Below are 26,281 nucleotides of genomic sequence, written 5' to 3'. Positions count from 1 at the left end.
CGGTCGGCCCAAAAATGCTTAGCTAGCTAAACCATTTTCGATAGGGTGACAGGCGATGACTTCCACACTGTCGGACCGGGCCCACGCCAAGGCTGTCGCCGCGCTCACCGCCTCGTACGCCGCCATCGCCGAAGGCACCCAGGTACGGCTGGCCAAGCGCACCTCGAACCTGTTCCGCCCGCGTACCCAGCAGGCGACGGCGGGCCTGGACGTGTCCGGGCTGGACGGGGTGCTCTCGGTCGACCCGGTCGCCCGCACGGCTGAGGTGCAGGGCATGTGCACCTACGAGCGGCTGGTGGCCGAGTGCCTGCCGCACGGCCTGATGCCCAAGGTGGTGCCGCAACTCAAGACGATCACCCTCGGCGGCGCGGTGACCGGGCTGGGCATCGAGTCCAGCTCGTTCCGCAACGGGCTGCCGCACGAGTCGGTGCTGGAGCTGGACGTGCTGACCGGCGCCGGGCAGCTGCTGACGGTCAGCCCCAGCCAGCACCCGGACCTGTTCCACGGCTTTCCGAACTCCTACGGCAGCCTCGGCTACGCGGTCCGGCTGCTCATCGAACTCGACCCGGTGCGCCCGTTCGTCGGATTGCGGCACGTCCGGTTTCCAGACCTCGAGGCGCTGACCGCGGCGATCGGGCAGATCACCGAGCAGCGCGACTGGGCCGGCGAGCGGGTCGACTTTCTCGACGGGGTGATGTTCGGCGTCGAGGAGGCCTACCTGTGCCTGGGCCGGTGGGTGGACAGCCCGGCCGAAGCCGGGGTGGACGCAGCCGGCGACTACACCGGGCAGCAGATCTTCTACCGCTCCATCCGCAACCGCGAGCGGGACTGCCTGACGGTCGCGGACTACCTGTGGCGCTGGGACACCGACTGGTTCTGGTGCTCGGGCGCCTTCGGCGTGCAGAACCCGGTGATCCGCCGGCTGTGGCCGGCCAGGTACCGGCGCAGCGACTTCTACCATCGGCTGATCGGTCTGGACCACCGGTTCTCCTTCGCCCGCAGGATCGACCGGATCCGCCGGCAGCCGCCCCGGGAGCGGGTGGTGCAGGACGTCGAGATCCCGCTGGAGCGGACCGCTGACTTCCTGCGCTGGTTCGCCGGGCAGGTGGCGATGTCGCCGGTGTGGCTGTGCCCGCTGATGCTCCGCCAGCAGGACTCGGCTCAGCAGGACTCGGCTCAGCAGGGCTCGGCTCAGCAGGACTCGGCTCAGCGCGAGCCGGCCAAGCCGTGGCCGCTGTACCCGCTCTCACCCGGCCAGGTCTATGTCAACGTCGGCTTCTGGGGCACCGTCGCGATCACCGAGGGCAGGGCCGACGGCGACGTCAACCGGCTCATCGAGGCCGCGGTCGCCGAGCACGCCGGGCACAAGTCGCTGTACTCCGACGCCTACTACGACAGGCAGAGCTTCGAGGCGGTGTACGGCGGCGACGTCTATGCCGTCCTCAAGGACCGATACGATCCCGGCCACCGGTTGACCGGGCTGTATGAGAAAGCGGTGGGGCGCAGATGAAGATCGCCGACCTGGTGTCGATGCTCGCGGTGGACGGCGCGCCGCTGCGGTTCGAGGCCTATGACGGCAGCTCGTTCGGCTCTACCGACGCCGCGGTCACCCTGGAACTGGTCAACGAGCGGGGCCTGCGCTACCTGGCCACCGCGCCGGGTGACCTGGGACTGGCACGGGCCTACGTGCAGGGCGACCTGCTGCTGCACGGCGCGCACCCGGGCGATCCGTACGACGCGCTGAAGTGCCTGGGCAGCTGGCGGTTCCGGCGGCCCACCGCCCAGGAGGCCCGCATCCTGCTGCGCGAGATGGGTTGGCGCAACCTGCTGCCGCCCGAGCCGCCCGCGCAGGAGGCGTTGCCCCGCTGGCGCCGGGTGGTCGAGGGCATGCGGCACTCCCGTGACCGGGACGCCCAGGCGATCGGCAAGCACTACGACGTGTCGAACGAGTTCTACGAGAAGGTGCTCGGCCCGTCGATGGCCTACACCTGCGCGGTGTTCCCCAAGCCGGACGCCGGCCTGGAGGAGGCGCAGGAGGAGAAGTTCGACCTGGTGGCCCGCAAGCTCGGCCTTGAGCCGGGCATGCGGCTGCTCGACGTCGGCTGCGGCTGGGGCGGCATGGCTCGCCACGCCGCCAGCCATTACGGCGTGCAGGTGGTGGGCGTGACGCTGTCGGGCGCCCAGGCCAGCTGGGGGACCGCGGCTGTCGAGCGCGACGGGCTGTCGGACAAGGTGCGGATCCTGCACCGGGACTACCGCGACGCCCCGGACTCCGACTACGACGCCATCAGCTCGATCGGCCTGATGGAGCATGTCGGGGTCGGCAACTACCCGGCCTACTTCGCCTTCCTCAAGTCCAAGCTGCGCGACGGCGGCCGGCTGCTCAACCACTGCATCACCCGGCCCGACAACAAGCAGGACCCGATGCCCGGCCACTTCATCGACCGCTACGTCTTTCCCGACGGCGAGCTGACCGGCTCAGGACGCATCATCACCGAGGCGCAGAACGCCGGCTTCGAGGTGCGCCACGAGGAGAACCTGCGCGAGCACTACGCCCTGACCCTCAAGCACTGGTGCGCGAACCTGGTCCGCAGCTGGGACGACTGCGTCGCCGACGTCGGCGAGCCCACCGCCCGGATCTGGGGCCTGTACATGGCCGGCTCGCGGCTGGGCTTCGAGACCAACGGCGTCCAGCTGCACCAGGTGCTGGCGGTCAAGACCCCCGAGTCCGGCAACGCGATGTTCCCGCTGCGCCCGACCTGGGGTTCCTGATCAGCAGGTAGCACAGCGGCAGAAAGCTGGTCGGCGCCCGAGGAGCTTCCCGCAAACTGCCATTTCGGCCGGTATGAAAACGTCCGGCTGAATGCGCATCCGCTTTTCCGGCAACCCGCAACAAAGCCGCCTAGCGCACCCTATCATGACCACATGAGCGGGAAACTAGTGTTCGTCAGTCATGACAGCGACGATGCCAAAGAATTCGCCGATGCGTTCGTCGACATGTTCCTTAAGGGCGCCTGCGGGCTGCGTAACGAGGAAATCTTTTACTCCAGCAAGCCCGGCATGGGGCCAGAGCTCGGCCGGGGGCTGCTCGGAGACCTCGAGGCAGCTCTCCTTCAGGTCCCCATAGTCATCGCGCTGGTAACACACAACGCCATGACCAAGCCATGGGTCATGACCGAGATCGGCGCCGCCTGGATGCTGGTCCAGCGCTCGTCCGAGTCGGGAACTGGCAACCAACCGGGACGCAAGCGGTTCTTCCCCCTTCTTGTGCCTCCCCTGCAGCACAGCCACACCAAGGGCGTCTTGCATGAGATGGTCACGACCGCCGCCGACGACCGGGGCTACCTCGATCAGATCCACCAGGCTCTCTTCGACGCCGGACTTCGATCCGACGATCAGCATTATGCCGAGAACGTCGAGGCATGGCTGCAGCTGATGCGCGAGCGCAGCGAGCAACTGCCTGCCATCGACCCGTCGGCCCAGTGGCTTCGCAACATCACCGACGTCGCGCTCCACAGCGAGTTCGATCCGGCGACGCTCGAGTCCTTCGCCGCCCGCACGCTCAACGACATCTCGCTGGCCGGCGGTGCGATCGCGACGAGCATCAGCACCCGTCTCGACGTCCGTCGCGCCGTCGATGCCGACTACTGGCTCTATGACCTCCGCACCAAGACCAAGTACCGGGGTCTGCGCGAAGAACGGCAGAAGCAGATATTCATGCTCGAGCCGTACACGCTGCGTGACATTAGCGAGGAGGGCGAGGAACCCGACCCCGGCAATGCCGATCCCTACAGCAAGCCTTGGCACATCACTCTCTCGCCGGTCTTGAAGAAAAAGAGTGACTGGGACCAGTTCGCCGGTGGCTGCGAGATCTGGGTGCGTGCCTGGCGGGACGACAAGCGGTCGGCGCCCGACCCGGTGAAGTTGAATCTCAAATCCAAGGATGGCGAGGAACTGCAGGACGATGAGGCTCCGCAGGACGACGGGGACCAGATCGTGGCCATCGAGTACGAGAGCGTGGACCTGGGCCAGGACTGGGATGTCATCGAGGTGACCTTCCGCAACATCCCCCACTGCTTCGATCTGCCCGCGCTCTACTTCTTCGCCAGCGACACCTGCTCCGGAGAGTGGACCTTCGAGGCAGTGTCGGACGATCCTTACATAGAGACCCGCGCCACGTCGGTGGCTTCGTGGCGGGACGTCAGCAGCGACCAGAAGACGTTGGGCGACAATAAAGGAACCATAACGAAGATGAAGGGGAGGCGCGACAAGAACGACCAGCTCAACATGCTTCTGTTCCGTCATGACGTCGTGCTGGTCACGGTGCGTGACACCACACAGCATCCCGGGCAGTCCGCACAGCAGTCATGAAGCGGCAACTCGTGACCCGCGGGGGCGGCCGTAGCCAACCAGGTCGCCGACATCACGGCGCGGCCTTGAACTTCAGGCAGGCGGCGCCGTACTCATGACCGATCCCAGGCACGTCGTCGTGTCCGGGGTCCACAGCGGGCCAAATCCGTCGTCCGGCCTCGGCATCGCGCGATCGCTGCGCCTAGCCGATCCTGGGATAAAACTGACGGCTGTCGACTACAGTCCGCGGTCCTCCGGCTTGCATTCAGATGTCTTTGACGACCGGGTCTACCTTCCCTCGTGGAGTGAGCTCGACACCACCATCTGGCTCGAGCAGATCCTGGCCCTGGTCGGCGACGAGGGGGTCTTCGTGCCGAGCCTCGACTTGGAAGTCGAGTTGCTAGGGTCGTTGCAGTGGTCGCCGGAGCGCGTCTTGTCCCCGCTGGCATGTGCCCTCGACCTGTGTCGCAAGCCCCCAGTAGAGGCGGCGCGGATGATGGGGCTCACGACGCCGGCAGCGGTGCACGATCCGGATCCGGAGGCCTTCGAAGAATTCCTGCACACGCATGGCTATGACGTCTGGGTGAAGGGCCCCAATTACGAGGCCAAGCACGTGCACGACCTCAGAGAGGCCCTGTCCCACGCGCGCTCGGTGCAGACCCGGTGGGGCAGGGGGTGGCATGCGGAGGAGCATGTTGCCGGCCAAGAACTGGCGCTGGCTTTCGCCGCTCGTTCCGGTCGGCTGCGTGGAGCGGCCCTCATGATCAAGCTCGACACCACCGAGAGCGGCAAGACCTGGGCCGGCGCGGTGCGCCCCGTACCGGAGGAGTTGGCGAGCCGGCTCGACGCCTTCGTCACCGCGACTTCCTGGAATGGCGGCGGCGAAATGGAGATGATCGTCGACTGGGAGGGTCGGAATGTACTTCTCGAGGTCAACCCTCGGTTTCCGGCCTGGATTCACGGCAGCAGTCTCTGTGGTTTCAACCTGCCGGCCCTTCTTGTCAATCTTCCGCCGAACTCCGGCTCGCAGGCCTCCGCCTTCGTCCGGGTCGTTCACGAGATAGCCCAGCAGCCGGCTCTCCCGATGGCAGCCCAACAGTGGAAGTCGGACGACAACTCCACTTCTATCGGTAAGCACCCAAGCGGGATGCCGCTGCTGTCACGACGGAGGGGTGTGCCCCCGCAACGGAAGCACGACGCGAGGACCTGGTACACCTTCTCCGAGGACTTCGCGACGACATTGGGGCGACTGAAGCCCGAGCACGCTGTGCCGACGCCCGTACGCCATCTCGACCTGGAGTTCGTCGAGACGCAGGTGGACCGACTCCGGGCTGCACTGCCCCCCGCGGCCCCGACGCAGATCGCACTCAGCACCAAGACGAACCCGGACCCGCGCCTGCTCGAACTTGCGCACCGGCTCGGATTGTGGGTCGATGTGATCACTGGGGACGAGTACGACCTCGCCGTCGCTGCCGGGTTCGGCTCGTCGGACATCGTGCTGAACGGCCCGGCAAAGTGGTGGCCGGCCCGGAACGAGTACGCCTGCGCCGCTGTCTTTGCCGACTCCGTGCCCGAGTTGCGCATCCTGCTGGACCAACTGCGGTCGGGTCGCATCCAGGTGAAAGCGGGAGTCTTCGGCATCCGTGCCACGAGTTCGGCACTCGACAGCCGCTTCGGCGAAACCTTCGACGACAGCGACAGTCTCGCGGAGGCGGTCCCGTTGATCGCAGAGATCTGCCACCGGCTGGGCTCGCACTGGGGTCTGTCGTTCCATCACTCCCAGGCAAGCATCGGAACCGAACGCTGGATCGAGACCGCGACCTCGTCGTTGGAGGTCGCCGCCCATTTCGCCGAACGGCTAGGCACCGCACCGGCCCTGCTCGACGTGGGCGGTGGCTGGCGGGCGCGGGATCTGCGGCAATACGGGATCGCCGTGACCGAGCTCCGCCGACGCCTTGCCGGTTTTCTCGATGCGCACACCAGGCTGGTGGTCGAGCCCGGCCGGATGCTGGTCGAAGGTGCCGGAACTGTTCTCACCACGGTTCTGCTCGTGCGAGACGACGGGCATGTCATCGTCGACGCCTCGATCGCCGAGCTCCCGGAGGCGCCGGCATGGCCCCATCCGGTGGCCGCCTGGGACGAGGTGGCGGCGTGCTGGCACCCGGTCGGGCCGGGGAACCAGTTGATCCTCGGCCGTTCCTGCATGGAGGAGGACATCGTGGCAAAGGGGCTGGACCTGTCGGCGGTGGCTACGGGTAGTCAACTTGCCATCGGCCGGGCCGGCGGTTACGACACGTCGATGGCCTACGCCTTCGGCCGGGGGCGATCGTCGTGATCATGCCGCCGCACTGGGCCGGCGACCTGCAACAGTTCGACGCGTTGCCGACCTCGCTGGTGGCCAGCCACGATCGCGAGTGCTGTGTCGCGGCCCGGCGAGCCATCTTGTCGGAGCTCCTGCGTCGGCGCGGCACAGGAGCTCGCCTGGCAGCTGTCCCTGAGGTGTTGCCATGGAGCCCGCTGGCGTGGCCCGTCACGTGGTGCGAGCTCCTGACGGCCGACGGGCCGGTCGGAGATTGCGGCGTCCACGCGTTCGTGGCCTCGCTGTTAATGGACGCGGCTGGCGTGCCCCACTCCCGTGTGTCTGCTGCAATATTACCGGCGCCGCTGCACCGGGAGCACTGGCACGAAATGTGGCGTGTAGCTGGAGCCCCGCTGACGTGGATAGGACGCGTGCTCGTCTATCACGAGGTAGTGCAGGTGGGCAGCCGGCTGTGGGACCCGTCCGAGGTTCGGTGGTTCGACGAAGCCGATCCGCAGCTGGAGAGCGGAAGGGTCGTCGCCTTGCGGTCGGAGGGGGGCAGGTGGCGTCTGACACCATCCCGTGCGACCGCAGCACGCGATCTGAGCCCAGCGACCGAACCCGGGGACTCGAAGGATGCCTTCGCGCAGTCTAGGTCCTGAAACTAGAAACCGGCTGAGGTGAAACCCCTAGCCGCTTCGGTCTTTCGGGCAAGCAGGTTTGCTCGCTGCGAGGTAGAGCTTCCAAGCAATGCAGACTCTCCAGCGCTTGGGGCTGGCCCTCCTCCGGTCGACCTCCTCGAACGCGTGAGCGCGGCGTAAGCCTGGCCAGGCGTTAGCTCAGCCGTCGCTCCGGCATACGGCGCAGTCCGACAGGGTGTCGTCTTCCAAGGCCTCGCGACCGGCGGCGGTGTCGACCGCGCGGGCGCGCAGTGCCCGGACGACCTCGGAGCGGCCCTCGCTGATCAGCCGCCGCAGGGCGCCGGGCCGGCTGGTGTCGGCCAGGAACTCATCGGCCAGCCGCACCGTCTGCTCGTCGATGGCGCTGGACCAGGACGGGAAGAGCCCGATGATGATGCCCTTGGCGGTCTCGGCGGTGTGGCGGTCCCAGATTCCGGCCGCCTCCTCGAAGAACCTGGCCGTGTAGGGCGCCAGCAGCTCGGGCTGCCACGGATCGCGGAATCCGATCCGCACCGCCTTCATCACCGCGGTGCTCAGCGTCGAGTCCTGGGTGGCCAGCGGCCAGGCCGCGGCCTTGGCCTCGGCGGTGGGGATCCGGGCCCGGGCGGTCGCCGCCTCCCGGGCGCCGGCCGCCGACGGGTCATCGGCCGCGGCGGCCGCGATCTCGGCCTCGCCGGCCCGCCCGCCTGCCACCAGGGCGCGCAGCATCAGCCAGCGCAGCTCGGTGTCCACCGTCAGGCCCTGCAGTTGCTGCTCGCCCGAGAGCAGCCCGGCCACGAAGTCCAGCTGCTCGTCGGTGCCGGCGCAAGTGAGCAGGTCCTGCACCCAGGCCAGCTGGTGGTCCGAGCCCGGCACGGCCGCGCGGGCGTTGGCGATCGCCAGGTCGGCGAAGCGGGCCCGGGCGCCGAGGGCCCACTCCGGGTCGGCGTACATCTCCAGGCCCTGCAGCAGGTGCTTGTTGACCGCCTGCACCACGCCGACCACCGACTCGCTGCCGGCGGCCGAGATCACCAGTTCCAGGTAGTGCCGGATGGCCAGTTGCGAGTCACGCACCATCTCCCAGGCCGCCGACCAGCACAGCGTGCGGGCCAGCGAGTCCTGCAACGCGGCCAGCCCGCCGTTGCGCAGCGTGTGCAGGCTGTGCTCGTCCAGCCGCAGCTTGCAGTAGGTGAGGTCGTCGTCGTTGAGCAGCACCAGGTCGGGCCGGTGCTGGCCGATCAGCTCGGCGATCTCGGTCCGGTCGCCGTCGACATCGACCTCCACCCGGTGGGTGCGCAGCAGCTTGCCGGCCTCGTCGTAGTTGTAGAGCCCGATGCCCAGCCGGTGCGGGCGCAAGGTGTTGTCGGGCGAAATGTCACGCGGGGCGTCCTGCAGCACCGCGAACGAGCTGAACCTGCCGTCGGAGTCCACCTCGTACTCGGCCGACAGGGTGCTGATGCCGCTGGTCTCGACCCAGAGCTTGGCCCAACCGGACAGCTCGCGGCCCGAGCTCGCGTTCAGCGCGTCGAGCAGGTCGGTCAGGGTGGTGTTGCCATAGGCGTGGTCGGTGAAGTACTGCCTGACCCCGGCCAGGAACTGCGGCAGCCCGACGTAGGCCACCAGTTGCTTGAGGACGCTGGCGCCCTTGGCGTAGGTGATGCCGTCGAAGTTGACCTCGACGGCCTCGGCGTCGGGTATCTCGCAGGCGACCGGATGGGTGGAGGGGTACTGGTCCTGCCGGTAGGCCCAGGTCTTCTCGGCGTTGGCGAAGGTGGTCCAGGAGTCGGTCCACTCGGTCGCCTGGGACTGGGCGATGACCGCGGCCCATTCGGCGAAGGACTCGTTCAGCCAGAGGTCCTCGAACCACCGCATGGTGACCAGGTTGCCGAACCACATGTGGGCCATCTCGTGCAGGACGGTGGTGGCCCGGCGTTCCTTGCGCACGTCGGTGACCCGGCTGGTGAAGACGTAGTCCTCTACCAGCGTCACGCACGCGGCGTTCTCCATCGCCCCTGAGTTGAACTCCGGGACGAAGACCTGGTCGTACTTGCCGAAGGCGTAGCGGTGGCCGAAGTTCTGGTGGTACCAGTCGAAGCCCTGCTTGGTGATCGTGAAAAGCTCGTCGGGATCGAAGTGCTCGGCCAGCGAGCCGCGGCAGTACAGCCCCAGGTCGATGCCGTCATGGTGATCGGTGGCCTCGAAGTACGGACCCGCGACCAGTGCGGTGATGTAGGTGCTCAGCCGCGGCGTGGTGGCGAAGTGGGTCGTCCTGGTGTCGCTGTGCTCATTGCCCGCGTCCTCGACCTCGGTCACCGCCCCGTTGGACATCAACTTCCAGTGCGCCGGGGCGGTGACGTGCAGGGTGAAGGTGGCCTTGAGGTCCGGCTGGTCGAAGCAGGCGAACATCCGCTTGGAGTCGGTGGTCTCGAACTGGGTGTAGAGGTAGACCTCGTCGTCGATCGGGTCGACGAACCGGTGCAGGCCCTGGCCGTTGGTGGTGTAGAGCAGGTCGGCGTCGACCACCACCACGTTGTGCTCGGACAGGTCGGCCAGCACGATCCCTTCGGCCGGCTCGTAGCAGCTGACGTCGACCGGCCGGCCGTTCAGGCTGACCTCGTGAAAGCGCTCGGCGATCACGTCCAGAAAGGTGGAGGTTCCCGGCCGCTTGGCGGTGAAGGTGATGGTGGTGCGGCAGCGGAAGATGCGCTCGCTGGGCCCGCCGTCGGGACCGGTCAGGTCAAGCCGCACGTCGTAGCTGTCCACCCGCAGCGACTCGGCGCGGTGTCGGGCGTCCTGGCGTGTCAGGTTGGGCATCGCGACCGTGTTGGCGTCGATCCGGTAGTTCCTGTCGAAGCTGTCGGTGACACCGGCGAGCTCGCTGGTGTCCCCGGGGCGCACACTGGGCACGGAATGCCGCTCCTTGGAGAGGTGTTAGGCGAAAGAGCGTGATAACGCCCTCATGAGGGGCATCTTTTCACACATCGACTAATGGATCAGGGGGCTGCACTATGACGACAGGCACGACGCAGAGCAGGGCGAAGGTCGATTTCTGGTTCGATCCCGCGTGCCCCTTCGCCTGGGTCACCTCGCGGTGGATCCTGGAGGTCGAGAAGCAACGCGACATCGAGCTGAGCTTTCACGTGATGTCGCTGTCGGTGCTGAACGAGGGCCGCGACCTTCCCGAGAACTACCGCGCGATGATGGATCGGGCCTGGGGAGCGGTCCGGGTCGCGATCGCCGCCGAGCAGCACAGCGGCAACGCCAGCCTGCGCGACCTCTACACCGCGCTGGGAACCAAGCGCCACGACCAGGAGCGCGAGTTGGACCGGCAGGCGCTCGTGGAAGCGCTGACCGAGGTCGGGTTGCCCGAGTCGCTGGCCGACGCCGCGGACTCCGAGGACTACGACGAGGCCCTGGTCAAGTCGCACCACGAGGGAATGGACGCGGTCGGCTTCGAGGTGGGCACGCCGGTCATCCACGTCGACGGGGTGGCCTTCTTCGGCCCCGTCCTGACCCGGATCCCGCGTGGCGAGGACGCCGTCAAGATCTGGGACGGCACCCGGCTGCTGGCCGACTACCCGTACTTCTTCGAGCTGAAGCGGACTCGCACCGAAGCCCCCCGGTTCGACTGAGCCACGGCTGTGGCAGCCACGCCGAGGATCTTTCACATCGTGGCCGACGCCGACTGGCGGGCGGCCTGCGCCCAGGGCAGCTACCGCCCGCCGTCGCTGGAGCAGGAGGGCTTCGTGCACTTCTCCTACCGCGACCAGGTGGCCAGGACCGCCAACGCCAGGTTCCGCGGCCGGGACGACCTGCTGGTGATCGAGGTCGACCCGGCGCGGCTGGCCGAGCGGGTGGTGGATGAGGACCTCTACGGCTCCGATGAGGAGTTTCCTCATGTGTACGGCCCCATTCCCACCTCGGCGGCAGTCGCCGAGCACCGGTTGAGCACGCTGTCCGACGGGCAGTTCGGCTTTCAGCCGGACTGAGGTCTCAGCCTTCGGCCCGAGGAGAGCTCGACGGGCCGGCTCGTCAACCGGCGCCCGGCCACCCCGGTGCCTGCCTAGGCTGGCACGATTGCCGGCATGCGCGTTTACCTGGGCAGCGACCATGCCGGATTTGAGCTGAAAGGCGTGCTGGTCGAGCATCTGAGGGCCGCCGGGCACGAGGTCACCGACTGCGGGCCGCACACCTACGAGCCCGAGGACGACTACCCGCCGTACTGCATCGGCACCGCCCAGCGGGTGGTGGCCGACCCCGGCAGCCTCGGCATCGTGCTGGGCGGCTCCGGCAACGGTGAGCAGATCGCGGCCAACAAGGTCACCGGCGCCAGGGCCGCGCTGGGCTATGACCTGCCGACCGCGATCCTGGCGCGCCAGCACAATGACGCCAACGTGCTGGGCCTCGGCGCCCGGCTGCACAGCCAGGACGCCGCGCTGTCCATCGTCGACGCGTTCGTGAACACGGCATTCTCCGAGGACCCCCGCCATGTCCGGCGGATCGGCATGCTGAGCGCGTTCGAGCAGAGCGGCACGCTGCCCGGCTGAGCCCTCAGGCCTCCGGCGGCTGCCACTGCCGCCGCACCACCACCACGGAGCGCTCGGCGGCGGCCAGATCCTCCGCGGTTGGCCTGGCCACTTCCCGGGCGCGCAGCGCGCCGTTCAGACCCACCTGGGACGGCGAGCTGCCGGCCAGCTCACGCCAACCGCGCTCGGAGTCCCGGCCGTGCCCGCGCTCGGAGTCCCGGCCGCGGCCTGAGTCCTCACGGCGGCCGGCGCCCGAATTGCCGGAGCGGCGCCCGGCCGGGTTCTGTTCGGCCGGCTGGCCCTGCCTCGCTCCGGCTGAGCCGGCCTGCCCGGCAGAGCCGGCCTCGCTGCCCTGACCGGCCGGCTCGTCAGCCGATCGGCGTGGCCGGCGGCGACGCCTGGGCCGGTCCTGGGCTTCAGTCATCTGCCCATCCTGCCCGAACGGTCACAGCTGGCGAAAGCGGACACGCTCCGTAACAGATCGGTACCGCTTCGCTACCGGCCAGGTCGTTGCTCACTACGGTGAGCGTCACCATGACCGCGGCATTCCCCGACAGCTTGAGTGGCCACGCGCGCCGGCTCCGGGCCCGCGCCAAGCGGCCTTCCCAGCGCGTGCTCGCGGTGCTAGCGGTGCTGGCGCTGCTGCTGGGCGCCTGCTGGGCGCTGCTGGATGACGGCAGCCCGGTCGAGATGGCAGCGCTGATCGCCGTCATGGTGGTGCTGTCGTCGCTGGCGCTCGGCCAGCGGGCGATGCTGGCGCTGCTGGTGACCGCGGCGCTCTGCCTGGGCCTGGTCGTCCTCGCGCACGGGCCGGATCCGGCTCAGCTGTCGGAGTCAGGTTTGGTAATGGTGGCGGTCACCGCGCTGGTCGCGCTGATCCAGGCGCGGCGCCGGGATCGGCTCGGGCTCAGGCAGGTCAGCGCCGAAACGGTGCTGGGCCTGATCCGGGACCGGCTGCTGGTGCAGGCGCAGCTGCCGCCGGTGCCGGCCGGCTGGACCGTGGTCGCCGGCAGATCCGGCGGGCGGCCGGCCCAGGCAAGCTTGTCGCATGCGAGGCGGTGGCATGCCGGCCGGTGGCATGCGAGCCACCAGCCCAGCCGGACGGGAGTCTCAACCGGTTCGTCGTGACAGCGTCACCCGCGCTCCCCGGCTGGGGGCCAGGGTGATGTGGCGGGCCTTGGCCCGCTCGGGCCGGGACGCCCCGGCACTCAGGTCGTAACGGCGCAGCACCTCGCCCAGCACCACGCTGGCCTCCAGCAGCGCGAAGCCGGCGCCCAGGCAACGCCGGTCACCGCCTCCGAACGGTATCCAGCTGCCGACGGCCGGCTGGCCGCCGAGAAAGCGTCCGGGGTCACAGCGGGTGGGATCGTCATGATGGCGCGGGTCGGCGTGCAGCAGCCCGATGGCGGGCACCACGGTGGTCCCGGCCGGCACCAGGTAGCCGCCCAGCTCGACCGGCTCGGTCACCCGCCGGGCCACCTGGTAGAGGACCGGGTGCAACCGCATCGACTCCTTGGCCAGCGCCTGCAGGTAGTTCTCGTCGCCGGCGTCGGCGGCCTGCTGGGCCTGCCTGAGCAGCTCGGGGTCGCGTGCCAGCTCGCAGAAGGCCCAGGCCAGGGCGGTGGCGGTGGTCTCGTGCCCGGCCAGCAGCAAGGTGACCAGGTTGTCCCGTAGCTCGGCGTCGGTGAGCGCCACACCGGGGCCGGCCAGCCGCAGCAACTGGGACAGCACGTCGGGACGGCTGCCCAGGTCACCGGCCTGGCGGCGCGCGGCGATCTCGGCGTAGAGCACCCGGTCCAGGTCCCGCCGGATGTCGGTGAACCTGCGCCACGGCCAGAGCGGGCGCAGCCGCGGGTAGAACCAGCCCAGCATGATCACCGGGTTGACGCCGACGACCCGGCCGACCACCGGCCGCAGCTCGGCCAGCCGGCCCTGGTCGGTGACGCCGAAGACCACCTGAAGGATGATCTCCAGGGTCAGCGCCTGCATCCGCTGGTGCAGCCGCACCGGCCGCCCGGTCGGCCAGCCGGCCACCTCGGCCCGGGTCAGCTCGGTGATCAGCTGCCGGTAGCCGCGCAGCGAGGCGCCGTGGAAGGCCGGCATCAGCAGTTGCCGGATTCGCAGGTGCTCGCCCTCGTCGAGCAGCAGCACCGAGTGCTTGCCCATGATCGGGCGCAGGATGGCGTTGCCCTCGCCGGCGTGGAAGACGCTGGCCGAACCCGCGAACACCGTCCTGACGTCAGCGAGCCGGCTGAGCACCACCAGCCGCCGCCGGTGCGGCGCCAGCCGGATCAGGTAGCTGTCGCCGTAGCGCCGGCGCAGCCTGGGCAGCCAGCGTTGCCGGTACCTGCCGAACAGCAGGGTCTGCACCGCGATCGGCAGCCTCGGGCCAGGCAGGGTGGGCGCGCCGGGCAGGGTGGGCGCGCCGGCTTCCGTCCCGGCCCGGCCCGTCACTACCGGTCGCGCCGGGACGGCTCGAGCTCGCGGTCGCTGGCGCCGAGGAAGGTCTTGAGCCGGGTGAGGTTGGCCTGACCCGCCCGGCCGGTGGGCAACCCGCTCGGCCGGTGCCGGTCATCGCTGCGCCGGCGGGGGATCCGGTGCGCGATCGCCAGCGTCGCCAGCGCGATCAGGGCGCCGGCCAGCACGTCGAGCAGGTAGTGGTTGCCGGTCACCACGACCACCACCGCGGTGATCACCGGGTAGCACAGCCACAGCCAGCGCAGTGCGGTGGAGCGGACCAGCCGGTGCGCCACCACCGCGGTCCAGACCGCCCAGGCCAGGTGCAGGGACGGGAAGGCGCCGAACTGGTCGGCGGTCACCGGGCCGCCGTGGGTGGGCCCGAAGCCGGCGTTGGCCACCGAGTCGACGAAGCCGAAGCCGGGCAGGAACCGCGGCGGCGCGACCGGGTAGAGCATGAAGAAGCACAGGCCGAAGACGTTGGTCAGCACCAGCGCGTTGCGGGCCCGCCGGTAGCTGCCGGCCCGTCGCCACCAGCACCACACCAGCACCCCGAGGGTCATCGACAGGTGGGTGAACTGGTACCAGTAGCTGGCCGCCAGCGACAGCGCCGTCTGCTGGGTGGTCCACAGGTTCGCCGCCAGCTCGATGTCGATTCCCAGCCAGCGCTCGAAGTGGAGCAGCTGCTGGCCGTTGCGCAGCGCGGCCACTTCGCGGACGTCGGCGTGGCCACGGATGAGGTCATAGACCCACAGCAACACCAGCAGGACCGCCAGCTCACCGATGATCCGGGGCCGCCGGACCACCGCGACAGCGCCTCGGCCGGCTGGTGGGGGAGGGGTGCTCGAAGCCGCCTTGATCAGTCCGCGGTTCAAGCTCATGCGTTATTCGAACATATCTGGATCGGTTCCCGGGTCACCGACGCCTCCCTCGCTGCCTGGCGGCCGGTGTCGAGGCTAGTCGCAGCCAAGCCGGCAGGCGAGACGCCGAAACCGCTGTGCGGTTCCGGCGTCGTGGCCCCGAGAATTGTCGCAGAAGCCGGCAGCGCGACGTCAACCGACAATGTGCCTGGAGTTGCGACACTGCGCTGGAGTTAGGGTGCGGCCATGAGCGGTGCGGCTGAGGTGGCGGTGTTGCGGTTGAGCGCTTTCGCGCTGGACGGCGAAGGCGGCAATCCGGCAGGGGTGGTGCTCGACGCCCGGGAGTTGAGCGAGCAGGACATGCTGGCCGTCGCCGGGGACGTCGGCTATTCCGAGACGGTGTTCGTGATCGACGGGCCGCCGGTCGCCGGCCGGCGCCACTACGCGGTGCGCTACTTCTCCCCGCTGGCCGAGGTGCCCTTCTGCGGCCATGCCACGGTGGCGCTGGGCGCGGCCCTGGGCAGCGCGCTGGGCGCCGGTGACCTGGCGCTGGACACCGCGGCCGGCCCGGTGTCGCTGAGCACCGGCCAGCACCCCTCGGGGCGGTGGTGGACCCGGCTGACCAGCATCGCGGCCCGGCAGCAGCCGGTCGACCCGGCGGCGCTGCGGCAGGCGCTGGACTGCTTCGACTGGTCTCCGGACGTGCTGGATCCGGGGCTGCCGCCGGTGCTGTCCTACGCCGGGGCCTGGCACCTGATCCTGGGCCTGGCCGAGCGTCGCACCCTGGAGACCATGAGCTATGACTTCGCCGCGCTGCAGGGCCTGTGCGCCGAGCAGGGCTGGACCACGGTCAGCCTGGTCTTCCAGCTCAGCCCCGTCGAGCACCTGGCCCGCAACCCGTTCCCGGCCGGCGGCGTGGTCGAGGACCCGGCGACCGGCGCGGCGGCCGCGGCATACGGCTCCTACCTGGCGGCCCTGGGCGTCGTGCGGCCGCCGGCCCGGCTGCGGATCGAGCAGGGCGCCCAGATCGGGCGGCCCAGCGAGCTGATCGTCGAACTGCAGGCCGGCGTTGCCTCGGTGGCGGTCACCGGAACGGTCATCTCGATCGACTGAGCGGCCGTCCAGCCCTGACCCGGCGTGGGTGAAGAAGCGTGACAGGGCCACAGTGGAGTAGCTTCGCAGCTAGATTTTTCAGATCACGCTGCGCTCGTGCCGGGCGGCGCCGCGGGAAAGCGAGCCCCTGATGGTGCTTGAGAACTCGCCCTGGACGACGCGGTCCGTGGCTGAACTGGCCCAACTGTTCTCCGACCTTGGCCGCGAGCTGCTGTCCGAGCGAGGGCTGGACGGCACCCTCGGCCTGATCACGGCTCGCAGTGTGAAGCTGCTGCCGGCGGCGCAGCACGCGGCGGTCAGTCGTGGCCGGCGCGGCCGGTTCGAGACCGTCGCCAGCACCAGCGAGCTGCCGCCGCGAGTCGATCAGATCCAGTACGACCTGGGCAGCGGGCCGTGCGTCGACGCGGCCCTGCAGAAATGCGTCTACCGCACCGGCGAGCTCGCTGGTGACCAGCGGTGGCCTGAGTTCGGCCGGCGGGCCGCGGCCGAGCACGGCATCCACAGCATGCTCTCGGTGCGGTTGTTCCTGGAAGACGACGACCTGGTGGCCGCGCTGAACCTGTACTCGGCGCTGCCCGATGCCTTCGACCCCTCCGACGAGTCGGTGGCGGTCCTGCTGGCCACGCACGCCTCGTCAGCGACGGCCAGCGCCCGGCTGCACGAGCAGGTGTTTCACCTGGAGCGGGCGCTGCAGAGCAATCGTGGCATCGGCGTGGCCATGGGGGTGTTGATGAACCAGTACAAGGTCACCCAGTCCCAAGCCTTCGACCTGCTGCGGATGGCCAGCCAGCACGGGCATCGCAAGCTGGCCGACGTCGCGCTGGATGTGACCGAGACAGGTGTTCTGGAGTTGCCGCCACTACCGAGCCGGGCGGGCGCGCGGTCCCAGGGCTGACCCGGGCAGACGAGCGCCTGCCACCTGAGCGGTAGCCATTGGGTATCCTGGCAGGCAGGGGTGTGCCGACACCGTGCCTTGTTGCGAGGGTGGGAAAGTGAACACGCATCAACAATGGGCAGAGCTGCTGAGTGCTGCGGCTGAGCCGAAATCCGCATCGGACCCGGCCGTGCTGCTGAGGCGGGCCGTCGAACTCGGGCGCGACATCGCGCCGGACGCGGTGGCTTGCAGCGTCACCACCATTGACGGTGACCGCTACCACACCCCGGTGTTCTCCGACGACCTGGCGCTGGATCTTGACCGGGCGCAGTACGAGTCCGGAGACGGCCCCTGCATGGCGGCCGCTCGTAAGCGCCGTGACCATCAGTTCGACGCCGAGACCGATCGCGACCGGTTTCCCGGCTTCACCGAGGCAGCCATCGCGCGTGGCGTGCGCAGCTCGATCTCACTGCCGCTGACCGGCCCGGATCTGCCCTCGGCCATCAACGTCTACGGCTCCTCGCGCTACGCCTTCGACGCCGAACGGCCGCAGGCGGTGGCGCACCTGCTGGCGCGCTGCGTGTCGGCCCTGATGGCGCGTCCGGAGCTGGCAGGTCAGGCCATCGCCGTGCCGGTGTCGGCCGGCCGGATCGAGGCCGCGCAGGCGAGGGCGCGGCTGATAACCGAGGCCGAGGAGGCATTGATGGCCCGAGGTTCACTGAGCCGGTCCGACGCCATGACCCTGCTGATCCGGCGCTCGCGGGCGCAGCGCCGCAGCATCTTCGAGGTCGCCCACGACGTGCTCCGGGCAGGCGAAGCGGAGGTCGCGCCTTGACTTCCACCGAATCCGGCATGAGCTTGCAGGACGGCATGCGGCTGTCGGGCATGAGCTACCCGGAGCTGTGGCTGCGCCACATCTCGGTCAGCGGCACCATCGGTGAGCTGGAGCTCGAGGCCTACGTGCTCGGGCTGTTGGTGCCCGATGACCACCAGCACAACCTGATCGCGCAGGCGCTGAACGAGTACTTCATCGAGCTGGGCCAGGACCACCCGGTCGGTTACCGCGACCCCGCTGTCGCCGAGTGACGCCACCCGGCAAGCCACGCCGGCAGTTTCCACCGAAAGGCATCCGCGATGACTGACCCGCGGCAGTCCCGTCCCGACGTCGAGAACGCCGACCCGGATGAGCAGCAGCTGACCGAGCGCCGGCCCGGCGGCTCCGATGACCTCGGCGGTCCGGCGAGCACGCTGGGCGCGGGCGTGGAGCAGGCCCTGACCGGTGAGCAGGCCACCGAGGACGACCAGGGCAGCGCCTCGACCTCACCCCAGCCGCGCGGGTAGTCCGCCAGGCGGGGCGTCTAGGCCACGAAAAGGGCAACTAGGCCACGAGGAAGGACAGCGTGGCCGCCCCAAGTCGGTGGTCCTCGGCGGTTAAGGTCGCCCAGCCGATGTGCTCGCGCTCCAGCAGTGGACGCAACCGGGCAAGACGTCTGCGGTCCTTCGCGGTGAGTTCTTCCGCCACCGTCAGTGGATCCGGTATGAGAGTGAGCAGAAGCGCGGCGTCCTGCCAATCGCGCTCAGGGTTCTGCCGTACCCGAATCTCTGTCGCCGCGCTGCTTTGGCGACCAGCGCCCCGAGCAGGTTGGGTCGCCGGACACGTCCATTCCGCCGGCCCCGGTCGGGCAGGCCGGATACCGCGACGTCGACCAGCTCACTGCGACGGAATGCCTGCGTCGTGCCGGGGGCTTCGACCGTTCTCCCCGGTGGCACGGTGAGAAGGCTGGACCGCTGCCCGAGTCCTTCCGGTGCGAGTACGTCGAAGACAACACGGCCCGGCCCAGGATTGGCCGGGCGGCTGAAACGGTGGGAATCCCGTCAGCGCTCGGGGTTTCCTGCTCGAAGTCACGCTTGGTCAGCCAGGCTGACAACCATTGAGTGCCGCCGGGAAGCGCCCGGACATTGACGACCACGTCAACGTCGACAGTTGCGCGGGGCAGCCGGGCGTGGTGTTCGGCAGCCAGCAGGAACATCATCTGGCCGCCCACCAACAGCCAATCCTCGCCGTTGTCCTCGGCGAGCTCGAACAGTAGCCACCAGCCTTCTTCGGCGGCCGGTGTCACCTCGAGGAGTTCGATCACGCCGGGCCCGCCAATGCGAGTCGTTGCAGTCGCTCGGCTGCGGCATGGCGTTCCCGCGCGTCGTCGGATTCGAGGAGGTCGGCCAAGGCAACCGCAAGCGGCACCGGACGGCCGGCGGGTATCCGCACCGCGGCGGGAACGTTCGAGGGGATGATCATGAACTCGACCGGGCCTTGTGGATCGTCTTGGGCGCGGTAATCGGCAAGGACCGCCTTGAGCACGTCTGCGTCGAGGTAGAACCGCCGCGGCGGTGATACGGCGATGCCAACGCCCTGTGCCGCGGCCGCGAAACCGCCACCTGGCCGTAGGCGGGGATCGGCAGCCAAGCGGTCCAACACGCCAGGATGCGCCCATAGCCGCCGCCGCGCCGCCCGGCCCGCCAACCAGTGCTCCCATCGCCCAGCAGCCTGGGGGTCAGCGAGCATGCGCCGGACGCGGTGGCGCACCCGACGATCATCGATCGCCTGGAACAGCTCGTTGACCTCCTTGGCGTCGGCAGCTTCGGGCAGCTCAAGCAGGCCGTGCACGACCCACAGCAGGGCCCATGCCATCGGAGCTGAGAGGGGCCTACCAGGCGAAGGAGCGTGGCGAGCCCGAGCGCGCACCGCCTCGGCGGGCAAGAGCCATGCTTGACCGAGACGGTGGGCCGGCAAGGCACCCGACTCGACAAGGTGCCGCACCTGACGTGGGCTGACCCCTAGTTCGTGCGCTGCTTCGGCCACGCTTATCCAGTCCACCCGCCCTGCTCCGTCTCACAATAGTTCCGTAATCGGAATAATTATGCGACGCATATTAACGGGCGTCAAGGAATACTTCCCAGCCGGGAACTATTGTGCGACACGGAGGTTGCCAGAGTGAACCGACGGGGGCGGTCAGGGCGGTGAGCGGGTGACGGGAATCGAACCCGCACAATCAGTTTGGAAGACTGAGACTCTACCATTGAGCTACACCCGCGAAGCTCGTGAGTCCTGGCCGGCCGGGCTGCCCAGCGTGAGGATTTCCAGCGCGGCCGACTCACGAGCTGCCCCGACAGCCTAGCGTGTGCCCAGGGCCTGATCGAACACCCGTACACTGGCCGATCGGTACGTGTGCCATGCCAGGCGGCTGGAATTGCGGCTTGGTTCAAGTGCCGGGGTGTAGCGCAGCTTGGTAGCGCACTCGCTTTGGGAGCGAGGGGCCGCAGGTTCAAATCCTGTCACCCCGACGAGCTTGATTCGCACATGTCCGCCATGCACGAAGACCGACCGGGCACCATCGCCTGACACCACTGAGTTACCTGCCGAGGAGCGAAGAGCACACCGTGAAGAGCAGCGTCGAAACCCTGAGCCCGACCCGCGTGAAGCTCGCGGTCGAGGTGCCTTTTGACGAGCTGAAATCCAGCCTGGACGAGGCTTACAAGGCCATCGGCGCCCAGGTCCGGGTGCCAGGCTTCCGTCCCGGAAAGGTGCCGGCCCGGATCATCGACCAGCGGGTCGGACGGGCCGCCGTGCTGGAGGAGGCGATCAACAAGGCGCTGCCCAAGGCCTACTCGGACGCGGTCCGCGAGACCGGCGTCAAGGCGCTCGGGCAGCCCGAGATCGAGGTCACCACCCTGGAGGACAACGACCACCTGGCCTTCACCGCCGAGGTCGACGTCCGCCCCGAGATCGCCGTCGGGGCCTACGACGGCCTCGCCGTGACGGTGGCCGACGCCGCCGTCACCGAGGAGGAGATCTCCGAGCAGTTCGACGAGCTGCGGGCCCGGTTCGGCACCCTCAAGGGCGTCGAGCGCGAGGTGCGCACCGGTGACTTCGTCTCACTCGACCTCACCGCCACGGTCGACGGCGTCGAGGTCGAGGGCGGCTCGGCCCAGGGGCTGTCCTACGAGGTCGGCTCGGGCAACCTGATCGAGGGCCTGGACGAGGCGATCCTCGGCAAGTCGGCCGGCGACTCGGCGGTCTTCACCTCCAACCTGGCCTTCGGCGAGCACGCGGGCTCGACCGCCGAGATCACGGTGGTGGTCAACTCGGTCAAGGAGCGCGAGCTGCCCGAGGCAGACGACGACTTCGCCCAGCTGGCCTCGGAGTTCGACACCCTGGACGAGCTGAAGGCTGACCTGAGGTCCCGGCTGGACCGGGTCAAGGTGCTCGGCCAGGGCGCTGAGGCCCGCGACAAGGTGCTTGAGCTGCTGGTGTCCCAGACCGAGGTGCCGCTGCCCGAGTCAGCGGTGCAGGCCGAGATCGACTGGCGCGAGCACGACGTGGTGCACCAGCTCGGCCACGACGACTCGGCCTTCGAGCGCTACCTCGAGACCGAGGGCAAGACCAAAGAGGAGTTCACCGCCGAGCTGCGCGAGGTCGCCGAGCGGGCGGTGAAGACCCAGTTCATCCTGGACTCGATCGCCGACGCCGAGGCGGTGTCGGTCTCTGACGCCGAGCTGACCGAGTACATCGTGCGCCAGGCCCAGCGCTACAACATGGCGCCGCAGGAGTTCGCCGACCAGATCGTGCAGGCCGGCAACATCGCCGCGCTGGTGGCTGACGTGCGCCGCAACAAGGCGCTGGCCACCGTGCTGGAGTCGGCGAACGTGACCGACGCCTCCGGCAACCCGGTCGACCTGTCCACCCTGGCCACCCCGCAGGGCCAGGCCGACCTCGACGAGCTCGAGGACGCTGCCGAGCAGGTGGCCGCCGCCGAGGCTGCTGCCGGCCGGCCGGGCGCCGGCGAGGACTCCGCGGCCGATGAGCAGCCGGCCGACGACGCGCCGGCCACCGGCCGGCACGCCGGCGAATAGCCACGTCCGCACCACCAGGCGCCGGCTCGGCGCCCGGCGCCGCAGGCCCGGGACCGCCTTTCATGCCCTGAGCGAACGTCGCGGTCTGCCAGCACTGTCTGTCGGACCGGGCCATTAGGGTCGAGGCAGATCCAACTTTGACGGAAAGGAAAACCAGTGAGCCCCATTGACGCCCAGCGCGGACAGCACGCCGGGTTCGACCGTGCCGGCGCCAGCGCTCGTTCGGAGCCGATCCGGATCCTCGAGGCCCGCAGTCCCGGCGCCGGCATGAACCTCAACGACTCGATCTATGACCGGCTGCTCCGCGACCGGATCATCTTCCTCGGCCAGGTGGTCGATGACGACATCGCCAACCGGCTGTGCGCGCAGCTGTTGCTGCTCTCGGCCGAGGACTCCAGCCGTGACATCAACCTCTACATCAACTCCCCGGGCGGCTCGGTGTCGGCCGGTATGGCGATCTTCGACACCATGCAGTTCGTCGAGTGCGACGTGGCGACCTACGCCCTGGGCATGGCCGCCTCGATGGGCCAGTTCCTGCTCTCCGCCGGCCAGCGCGGCAAGCGCTACGCCCTGCCGCACGCGCGGATCATGATGCACCAGCCGTCGGCCGGCATCGGCGGCACCGCCTCCGACATCGCGATCCAGGCCGAGCAGTTCAGGCTGACCAAGGCCGAGATGGCCAAGTTGATCGCCGAGCACACCGGCCAGACCGTCGAGCAGGTCCAGGCCGACTCCGAGCGCGACCGCTGGTTCACCGCCCAGCAGGCGCTGGAATACGGATTCGTCGACCACGTGGTCAGCCGGGTCGCTCAGATGAGCAACGGCTCCGCCCCGGCGCCGGCGTAAGGGAGAGGACACCATGAGCGAGCTCTACACCCCCGGCAGCGCCGGCTGGGCCAGTCCGGCAGGACGGGCCGCCGGTAACGGCCGGCTGCCCTCCAGCCGGTACGTGCTGCCCTCCTTCGTCGAGCGCACCAACTACGGGATGAAGGAGTCCAACCCCTACAACAAGCTGTTCGAGGAGCGCATCATCTTCCTCGGCGCGCCGATCGACGACGTGGTGGCCAACGACGTGATCGCCCAGCTGATCTGCCTGGAATCCACCGATCCCGACCGCGACATCCTGATCTACATCAACTCACCGGGTGGCTCGTTCACCGCGTTGACCGCCATCTACGACACGATGAGCTACGTCCGACCCGAGATCCAGACCTACTGCATGGGCCAGGCGGCTTCGGCCGCCGCGGTGCTGCTGGCGGCCGGCACCAAGGGCAAGCGGTTCGCCCTGGAGCACTCCCGGGTGCTGATCCACCAGCCCTCCGGAGAGGGCCAGGGCCAGGTCACCGACCTCGAGATCCAGGCGAACGAGATCCTGCGGATGCGGGGTCTGCTCGAGGAGATCCTGTCCAACCACACCGGCCAGACCGTCGAGCAGATCAAGCTCGACATCGAGCGGGACCGGATCCTGACGGCTCCGCAGGCCAAGGACTACGGCATCGTCGACGCCGTGATCACGACCCGCAAGCTCAGCAACGACTGATCTCCTGGATGCGCTGCGCCTGCCGATGTGGTTAGAGCGTCGGCCAAGCCGCTCCCAAGGCGTCAATCGGCGCCTCGGGGGCGGTGGTGCAAACGGGACACGCAGCTAAACCAGCGACTTCTCGGCCCGCACGGGGTAGCGTTTTAACCGGCGCTGCTCCGTGTGGACCAGCTGTTAGCCGGAAAGTCCATAGGTAGCACCGGGCGTAAGGAGTACATCGGGTGGCGCGTGTAGGTGACGGTGGCGATCTGCTCAAGTGTTCTTTCTGCGGAAAGAGCCAGAAGCAGGTCAAGAAGCTGATCGCTGGGCCCGGTGTCTACATCTGCGATGAGTGCATCGACCTCTGCAACGAGATCATCGAAGAGGAGCTGTCGGACAACACCGAGTTCAGCTTCGACGAGCTTCCCAAGCCCAGCGAGATCTGCGAGTTCCTGAACTCCTACGTGGTAGGCCAGGACCAGGCCAAGCGCACCCTGGCGGTCGCTGTCTACAACCACTACAAGCGCGTTCAGGCCGGCGGCGAGGGCACCGGCAAGCGCTCGGAGTCCAACGTCGAGCTGGCCAAGTCCAACATCCTGCTGCTCGGCCCCACCGGCTCGGGCAAGACGCTGCTGGCCCAGACCCTGGCGCGGATGCTCAACGTCCCGTTCGCGATCGCTGACGCCACCGCTCTAACCGAGGCAGGCTACGTCGGTGAGGACGTCGAGAACATCCTGCTCAAGCTGATCCAGGCCGCCGACTACGACGTCAAGCGCGCCGAGACCGGGATCATCTACATCGACGAGGTCGACAAGATCGCCCGCAAGTCGGAGAACCCGTCGATCACCCGCGACGTCTCGGGCGAGGGCGTGCAGCAGGCGCTGCTGAAGATCCTCGAAGGCACCTCGGCCGCGGTTCCGCCACAGGGCGGGCGCAAGCACCCGCACCAGGAGTTCATCCAGATCGACACCACCAACGTGCTGTTCATCGTAGGCGGCGCCTTCGCCGGCCTCGACAAGATCATCGAAGGCCGGGTGGGCAAGAAGGGCCTGGGCTTCGGAGCCGAGCTCAAGACCAAGTTCGAGATCGACACCCGGGACGGCTTCGCCGAGGTGATGCCCGAGGATCTGATGAAGTTCGGGCTGATCCCTGAGTTCATCGGCCGGCTGCCGGTGATCACCACCGTCCGCCCGCTGGACCGGGCCGCGCTGATCGAGATCCTCACCGAGCCGAAGAACGCCCTGGTCAAGCAGTACGCCCGGCTCTTCGAGCTTGACGGCGTCGAGCTGGAATTCGCTGACGACGCCCTGGAGGCCATCGCCGACCAGGCGGTCAAGCGGGGGACCGGCGCCCGTGGCCTGCGCGCGATCATGGAAGAAGTGCTGCTGTCGGTGATGTACGAGGTGCCCTCCCGCGAGGACGTCGCCAAGGTCGTCATCACCGCCGAGACCGTGCTCGAGCACGTGTACCCGACCCTGGTTCCCCGGGCCGAGATCCCTGCCCCGCCGCAGGAGAAGTCCGCCTGAGCCGGCCCGCCAGGCCTTCCGTCCGCCTGGCTGTCCCCGGCCCGTGAGATGGCCTGGAGCCGGTCGCTTTAATTCGGTTGCTCACCCTGCCCTGACTGCGTCATAGTCGTCAGAGCTGCCGCGGACGTCAGGTCCGCTGGTCCTCGAATGAAGGAGGCGTCGAAATGTTCATCCCGGTCCTGGGGCTTTCCGCGTCCCCTGTCGTCTTCGAGGCATCCCGCTAGGCCACTGGCCTGCCCCGGCTGCCTCGCCTTTCGAGGAGCCAACTTCCGTTGTTACCTGAACCCGCTCGTTCGCACGTCTTCACCTCCGCCGTACCACCGGCGACTTCCCCACCCCCCGTCAGCCCTGCCGCGCTGTCCTTCGACTTTCAACAGGTCGATGAGCCAGGTGAGGGCCAGCGTTGGTCCACCTGGTCCTCGGTCATCAAGGGCGCCCGGGGTCCACATCCCAGGCCGTCCTGGGTGATCACCTCCGATGCCGCCATGGACACCGAGCTCGGCGTGCTCAAAACCGGCAAGGAAGCCGATGTCTTCTTGATCGAGCGTGCCGTGCCGGGCAGCGATGACCAGGTGTCGTTGCTGGCGGCCAAGCGCTACCGCGACCGCGAGCATCGCACCTTTCATCGCGACGGCGGCTACCTGGAGGGCCGCACGGTGCGCCGCAGCCGCGACCAGCGGGCCATGCAGGCGCGCAGCCGGTACGGGGTGCAGGTGCTGGCCGGGCAGTGGGCGCTTGCCGAGTTCCAGGCGCTGTGCCAGCTCTGGACGCTCGGGGTGCCGGTGCCCTACCCGGTGCAGGTCGACGGCACCGAGATCCTGATGGAGTTCATCGGCACCGGCCGGGTGGCCGCTCCCCGGCTGGCCCAGGTCAGGGCTGGTCGGGCGGAGCTGGCCGACTTGTTCGCCCAGATTGCCGACGCCATGCGGGCGCTGGCCGCCAACGGCCAGGCGCACGGTGACCTGTCGGCCTACAACCTGCTGGTCGATAACGGCCGGGTGGTGTTGATCGACCTGCCGCAGGTGGTCGACGTGGTGTCCAACCCCAACGGGATGCAGTACCTGCAGCGGGACTGCCGCAACGTCTGCACCTGGTTCACCTCGCACGGCTACAGCTGTGACCCCGAAGAGATGTTCGGGGAGCTGGTGGGGCTGGCCTTCGCCCAATTCTGACCTCGTAGCGGGGCG

At 68.7% G+C, this 26,281-nt stretch carries 25 protein-coding genes and 2 tRNA genes; 19 read left to right on the top strand and 8 right to left on the bottom strand.

All coding sequences use genetic code 11. From position 1 onward, the window contains the following. Positions 1–55 precede the first annotated feature (55 nt). From VF557_09600 to VF557_09585, 4 genes are all read left to right on the top strand, one after another. Positions 56–1,510: an FAD-binding oxidoreductase gene (locus VF557_09600; GenBank protein HEX8080451.1), complete on the top strand. Its 1,455-nt coding sequence runs from the start codon at positions 56–58 to the stop codon at positions 1,508–1,510. Next, positions 1,507–2,772, top strand: coding sequence for a class I SAM-dependent methyltransferase (locus tag VF557_09595; protein HEX8080450.1), 1,266 nt, complete (start codon positions 1,507–1,509; stop codon positions 2,770–2,772). Before VF557_09600 ends, VF557_09595 begins: the two co-directional genes overlap by 4 nt. A 153-nt stretch (positions 2,773–2,925) precedes the next feature. Next, positions 2,926–4,371: a hypothetical protein gene (locus tag VF557_09590; GenBank protein HEX8080449.1), complete on the top strand. Its 1,446-nt coding sequence runs from the start codon at positions 2,926–2,928 to the stop codon at positions 4,369–4,371. Between the two features lie 94 nt (positions 4,372–4,465). Next, a complete protein-coding gene (locus VF557_09585) occupies positions 4,466–6,685 on the top strand; it encodes a hypothetical protein (GenBank protein ID HEX8080448.1) in 2,220 nt (739 codons plus the stop codon). An 803-nt stretch (positions 6,686–7,488) separates the two neighbouring features. On the opposite strand, the gene pepN is transcribed toward VF557_09585, so the two are convergent. After that, positions 7,489–10,215 (bottom strand): aminopeptidase N, encoded by a 2,727-nt coding sequence (pepN, locus tag VF557_09580; protein HEX8080447.1) that lies wholly within the window; start codon positions 10,213–10,215, stop codon positions 7,489–7,491. 101 nt (positions 10,216–10,316) lie between these two features. On the opposite strand from pepN, the gene VF557_09575 reads away from it, so the two are divergent. The 3 genes from VF557_09575 (at position 10,317) to VF557_09565 (ending at position 11,855) form a co-directional block, all read left to right on the top strand. After that, positions 10,317–10,940 (top strand): DsbA family protein, encoded by a 624-nt coding sequence (locus VF557_09575; GenBank protein ID HEX8080446.1) that lies wholly within the window; start codon positions 10,317–10,319, stop codon positions 10,938–10,940. Between the two features lie 9 nt (positions 10,941–10,949). After that, on the top strand, positions 10,950–11,297 hold the full coding sequence (locus VF557_09570) for a DUF952 domain-containing protein (protein ID HEX8080445.1): 348 nt from the start codon (positions 10,950–10,952) through the stop codon (positions 11,295–11,297). A 96-nt stretch (positions 11,298–11,393) separates the two neighbouring features. Then, positions 11,394–11,855 (top strand): ribose-5-phosphate isomerase, encoded by a 462-nt coding sequence (locus tag VF557_09565; protein ID HEX8080444.1) that lies wholly within the window; start codon positions 11,394–11,396, stop codon positions 11,853–11,855. A gap of 4 nt (positions 11,856–11,859) precedes the next feature. Here the strand turns inward: VF557_09565 and VF557_09560 are convergent, their stop codons facing one another. After that, positions 11,860–12,258, bottom strand: coding sequence for a hypothetical protein (locus VF557_09560; protein HEX8080443.1), 399 nt, complete (start codon positions 12,256–12,258; stop codon positions 11,860–11,862). Between the two features lie 110 nt (positions 12,259–12,368). Between VF557_09560 and VF557_09555 the strand changes: the two genes are divergently transcribed. After that, complete coding sequence (locus VF557_09555; protein HEX8080442.1) at positions 12,369–12,962, top strand: hypothetical protein; 594 nt, start codon at positions 12,369–12,371, stop codon at positions 12,960–12,962. Here the strand turns inward: VF557_09555 and VF557_09550 are convergent. Further along, on the bottom strand, positions 12,945–14,288 hold the full coding sequence (locus VF557_09550) for a cytochrome P450 (GenBank protein ID HEX8080441.1): 1,344 nt from the start codon (positions 14,286–14,288) through the stop codon (positions 12,945–12,947). The genes VF557_09555 and VF557_09550 overlap by 18 nt on opposite strands. Next, positions 14,288–15,097: a phosphatase PAP2 family protein gene (locus VF557_09545; protein ID HEX8080440.1), complete on the bottom strand. Its 810-nt coding sequence runs from the start codon at positions 15,095–15,097 to the stop codon at positions 14,288–14,290. Before VF557_09545 ends, VF557_09550 begins: the two co-directional genes overlap by 1 nt. A 300-nt stretch (positions 15,098–15,397) precedes the next feature. Between VF557_09545 and VF557_09540 the strand changes: the two genes are divergently transcribed. The 5 genes from VF557_09540 (at position 15,398) to VF557_09520 (ending at position 18,479) form a co-directional block, all read left to right on the top strand. After that, the gene (locus VF557_09540; protein HEX8080439.1) at positions 15,398–16,264 is read left to right on the top strand and encodes a PhzF family phenazine biosynthesis isomerase; all 867 of its coding nucleotides are present in this window, start codon (positions 15,398–15,400) and stop codon (positions 16,262–16,264) included. 166 nt (positions 16,265–16,430) lie between these two features. Continuing rightward, positions 16,431–17,159, top strand: coding sequence for a GAF and ANTAR domain-containing protein (locus VF557_09535; protein HEX8080438.1), 729 nt, complete (start codon positions 16,431–16,433; stop codon positions 17,157–17,159). A 97-nt stretch (positions 17,160–17,256) separates the two neighbouring features. Then, positions 17,257–17,973, top strand: a complete 717-nt coding sequence (locus tag VF557_09530) for a GAF and ANTAR domain-containing protein (GenBank protein ID HEX8080437.1) — start codon at positions 17,257–17,259, stop codon at positions 17,971–17,973. Then, positions 17,970–18,224 (top strand): hypothetical protein, encoded by a 255-nt coding sequence (locus VF557_09525; protein HEX8080436.1) that lies wholly within the window; start codon positions 17,970–17,972, stop codon positions 18,222–18,224. Before VF557_09530 ends, VF557_09525 begins: the two co-directional genes overlap by 4 nt. A 48-nt stretch (positions 18,225–18,272) precedes the next feature. Further along, positions 18,273–18,479 (top strand): hypothetical protein, encoded by a 207-nt coding sequence (locus VF557_09520; protein HEX8080435.1) that lies wholly within the window; start codon positions 18,273–18,275, stop codon positions 18,477–18,479. 37 nt (positions 18,480–18,516) lie between these two features. Here VF557_09520 and VF557_09515 read toward each other — a convergent pair whose 3' ends face one another. From VF557_09515 to VF557_09500, 4 genes are all read right to left on the bottom strand, one after another. Continuing rightward, positions 18,517–18,660 (bottom strand): hypothetical protein, encoded by a 144-nt coding sequence (locus VF557_09515; protein ID HEX8080434.1) that lies wholly within the window; start codon positions 18,658–18,660, stop codon positions 18,517–18,519. Positions 18,661–18,715: 55 nt separating this feature from the next. Beyond that, positions 18,716–19,276 carry a hypothetical protein gene (locus tag VF557_09510; protein ID HEX8080433.1) on the bottom strand — a complete coding sequence of 187 codons (561 nt, stop codon included), beginning with the start codon at positions 19,274–19,276 and terminating at the stop codon, positions 18,716–18,718. Next, positions 19,273–19,827 carry a hypothetical protein gene (locus tag VF557_09505; protein ID HEX8080432.1) on the bottom strand — a complete coding sequence of 185 codons (555 nt, stop codon included), beginning with the start codon at positions 19,825–19,827 and terminating at the stop codon, positions 19,273–19,275. The genes VF557_09510 and VF557_09505 overlap by 4 nt, the downstream gene beginning before the upstream one ends. A 332-nt stretch (positions 19,828–20,159) precedes the next feature. Continuing rightward, positions 20,160–20,230 (bottom strand) — tRNA-Gly (locus VF557_09500). Between the two features lie 176 nt (positions 20,231–20,406). Here VF557_09500 and VF557_09495 point away from each other — a divergent pair. The 6 genes from VF557_09495 to VF557_09470 all read left to right on the top strand — a co-directional run bounded on the left by VF557_09495 (position 20,407) and on the right by VF557_09470 (position 26,266). Then, a tRNA-Pro gene (locus VF557_09495) sits at positions 20,407–20,480 on the top strand. A 96-nt stretch (positions 20,481–20,576) separates the two neighbouring features. Beyond that, positions 20,577–22,049, top strand: a complete 1,473-nt coding sequence (gene tig / locus VF557_09490; GenBank protein ID HEX8080431.1) for a trigger factor — start codon at positions 20,577–20,579, stop codon at positions 22,047–22,049. 267 nt (positions 22,050–22,316) lie between these two features. After that, a complete protein-coding gene (locus VF557_09485; protein HEX8080430.1) occupies positions 22,317–22,895 on the top strand; it encodes an ATP-dependent Clp protease proteolytic subunit in 579 nt (192 codons plus the stop codon). Between the two features lie 13 nt (positions 22,896–22,908). Beyond that, positions 22,909–23,589: an ATP-dependent Clp protease proteolytic subunit gene (locus tag VF557_09480; protein HEX8080429.1), complete on the top strand. Its 681-nt coding sequence runs from the start codon at positions 22,909–22,911 to the stop codon at positions 23,587–23,589. 221 nt (positions 23,590–23,810) lie between these two features. Further along, positions 23,811–25,094, top strand: coding sequence for an ATP-dependent Clp protease ATP-binding subunit ClpX (gene clpX, locus VF557_09475; protein ID HEX8080428.1), 1,284 nt, complete (start codon positions 23,811–23,813; stop codon positions 25,092–25,094). Between the two features lie 272 nt (positions 25,095–25,366). After that, positions 25,367–26,266, top strand: a complete 900-nt coding sequence (locus VF557_09470; GenBank protein ID HEX8080427.1) for an RIO1 family regulatory kinase/ATPase — start codon at positions 25,367–25,369, stop codon at positions 26,264–26,266. Positions 26,267–26,281: the final 15 nt, after the last annotated feature.

Source organism: Jatrophihabitans sp., from assembly GCA_036389035.1.
GTDB lineage: Bacteria > Actinomycetota > Actinomycetes > Mycobacteriales > Jatrophihabitantaceae > Jatrophihabitans_A.
The sequence above is the reverse complement of the archived record's forward strand: the minus strand, read 5'-3'. Positions and strand labels throughout refer to the sequence as shown.

What these genes read in the sequence shown, in the direction of transcription:
- VF557_09600 (HEX8080451.1), top strand. Translation starts at nt 56, where the DNA reads ATGACTTCCACACTGTCGGACCGGGCCCACGCCAAGGCTGTCGCCGCG.
- VF557_09595 (HEX8080450.1), top strand. Translation starts at nt 1,507, where the DNA reads ATGAAGATCGCCGACCTGGTGTCGATGCTCGCGGTGGACGGCGCGCCG.
- VF557_09590 (HEX8080449.1), top strand. Translation starts at nt 2,926, where the DNA reads ATGAGCGGGAAACTAGTGTTCGTCAGTCATGACAGCGACGATGCCAAA.
- VF557_09585 (HEX8080448.1), top strand. Translation starts at nt 4,466, where the DNA reads ATGACCGATCCCAGGCACGTCGTCGTGTCCGGGGTCCACAGCGGGCCA.
- VF557_09575 (HEX8080446.1), top strand. Translation starts at nt 10,317, where the DNA reads ATGACGACAGGCACGACGCAGAGCAGGGCGAAGGTCGATTTCTGGTTC.
- VF557_09565 (HEX8080444.1), top strand. Translation starts at nt 11,394, where the DNA reads ATGCGCGTTTACCTGGGCAGCGACCATGCCGGATTTGAGCTGAAAGGC.
- VF557_09560 (HEX8080443.1), bottom strand. Translation starts at nt 12,258, where the DNA reads ATGACTGAAGCCCAGGACCGGCCCAGGCGTCGCCGCCGGCCACGCCGA.
- VF557_09555 (HEX8080442.1), top strand. Translation starts at nt 12,369, where the DNA reads ATGACCGCGGCATTCCCCGACAGCTTGAGTGGCCACGCGCGCCGGCTC.
- VF557_09540 (HEX8080439.1), top strand. Translation starts at nt 15,398, where the DNA reads ATGAGCGGTGCGGCTGAGGTGGCGGTGTTGCGGTTGAGCGCTTTCGCG.
- VF557_09520 (HEX8080435.1), top strand. Translation starts at nt 18,273, where the DNA reads ATGACTGACCCGCGGCAGTCCCGTCCCGACGTCGAGAACGCCGACCCG.
- VF557_09505 (HEX8080432.1), bottom strand. Translation starts at nt 19,827, where the DNA reads ATGGCATGGGCCCTGCTGTGGGTCGTGCACGGCCTGCTTGAGCTGCCC.
- VF557_09485 (HEX8080430.1), top strand. Translation starts at nt 22,317, where the DNA reads ATGAACCTCAACGACTCGATCTATGACCGGCTGCTCCGCGACCGGATC.
- VF557_09480 (HEX8080429.1), top strand. Translation starts at nt 22,909, where the DNA reads ATGAGCGAGCTCTACACCCCCGGCAGCGCCGGCTGGGCCAGTCCGGCA.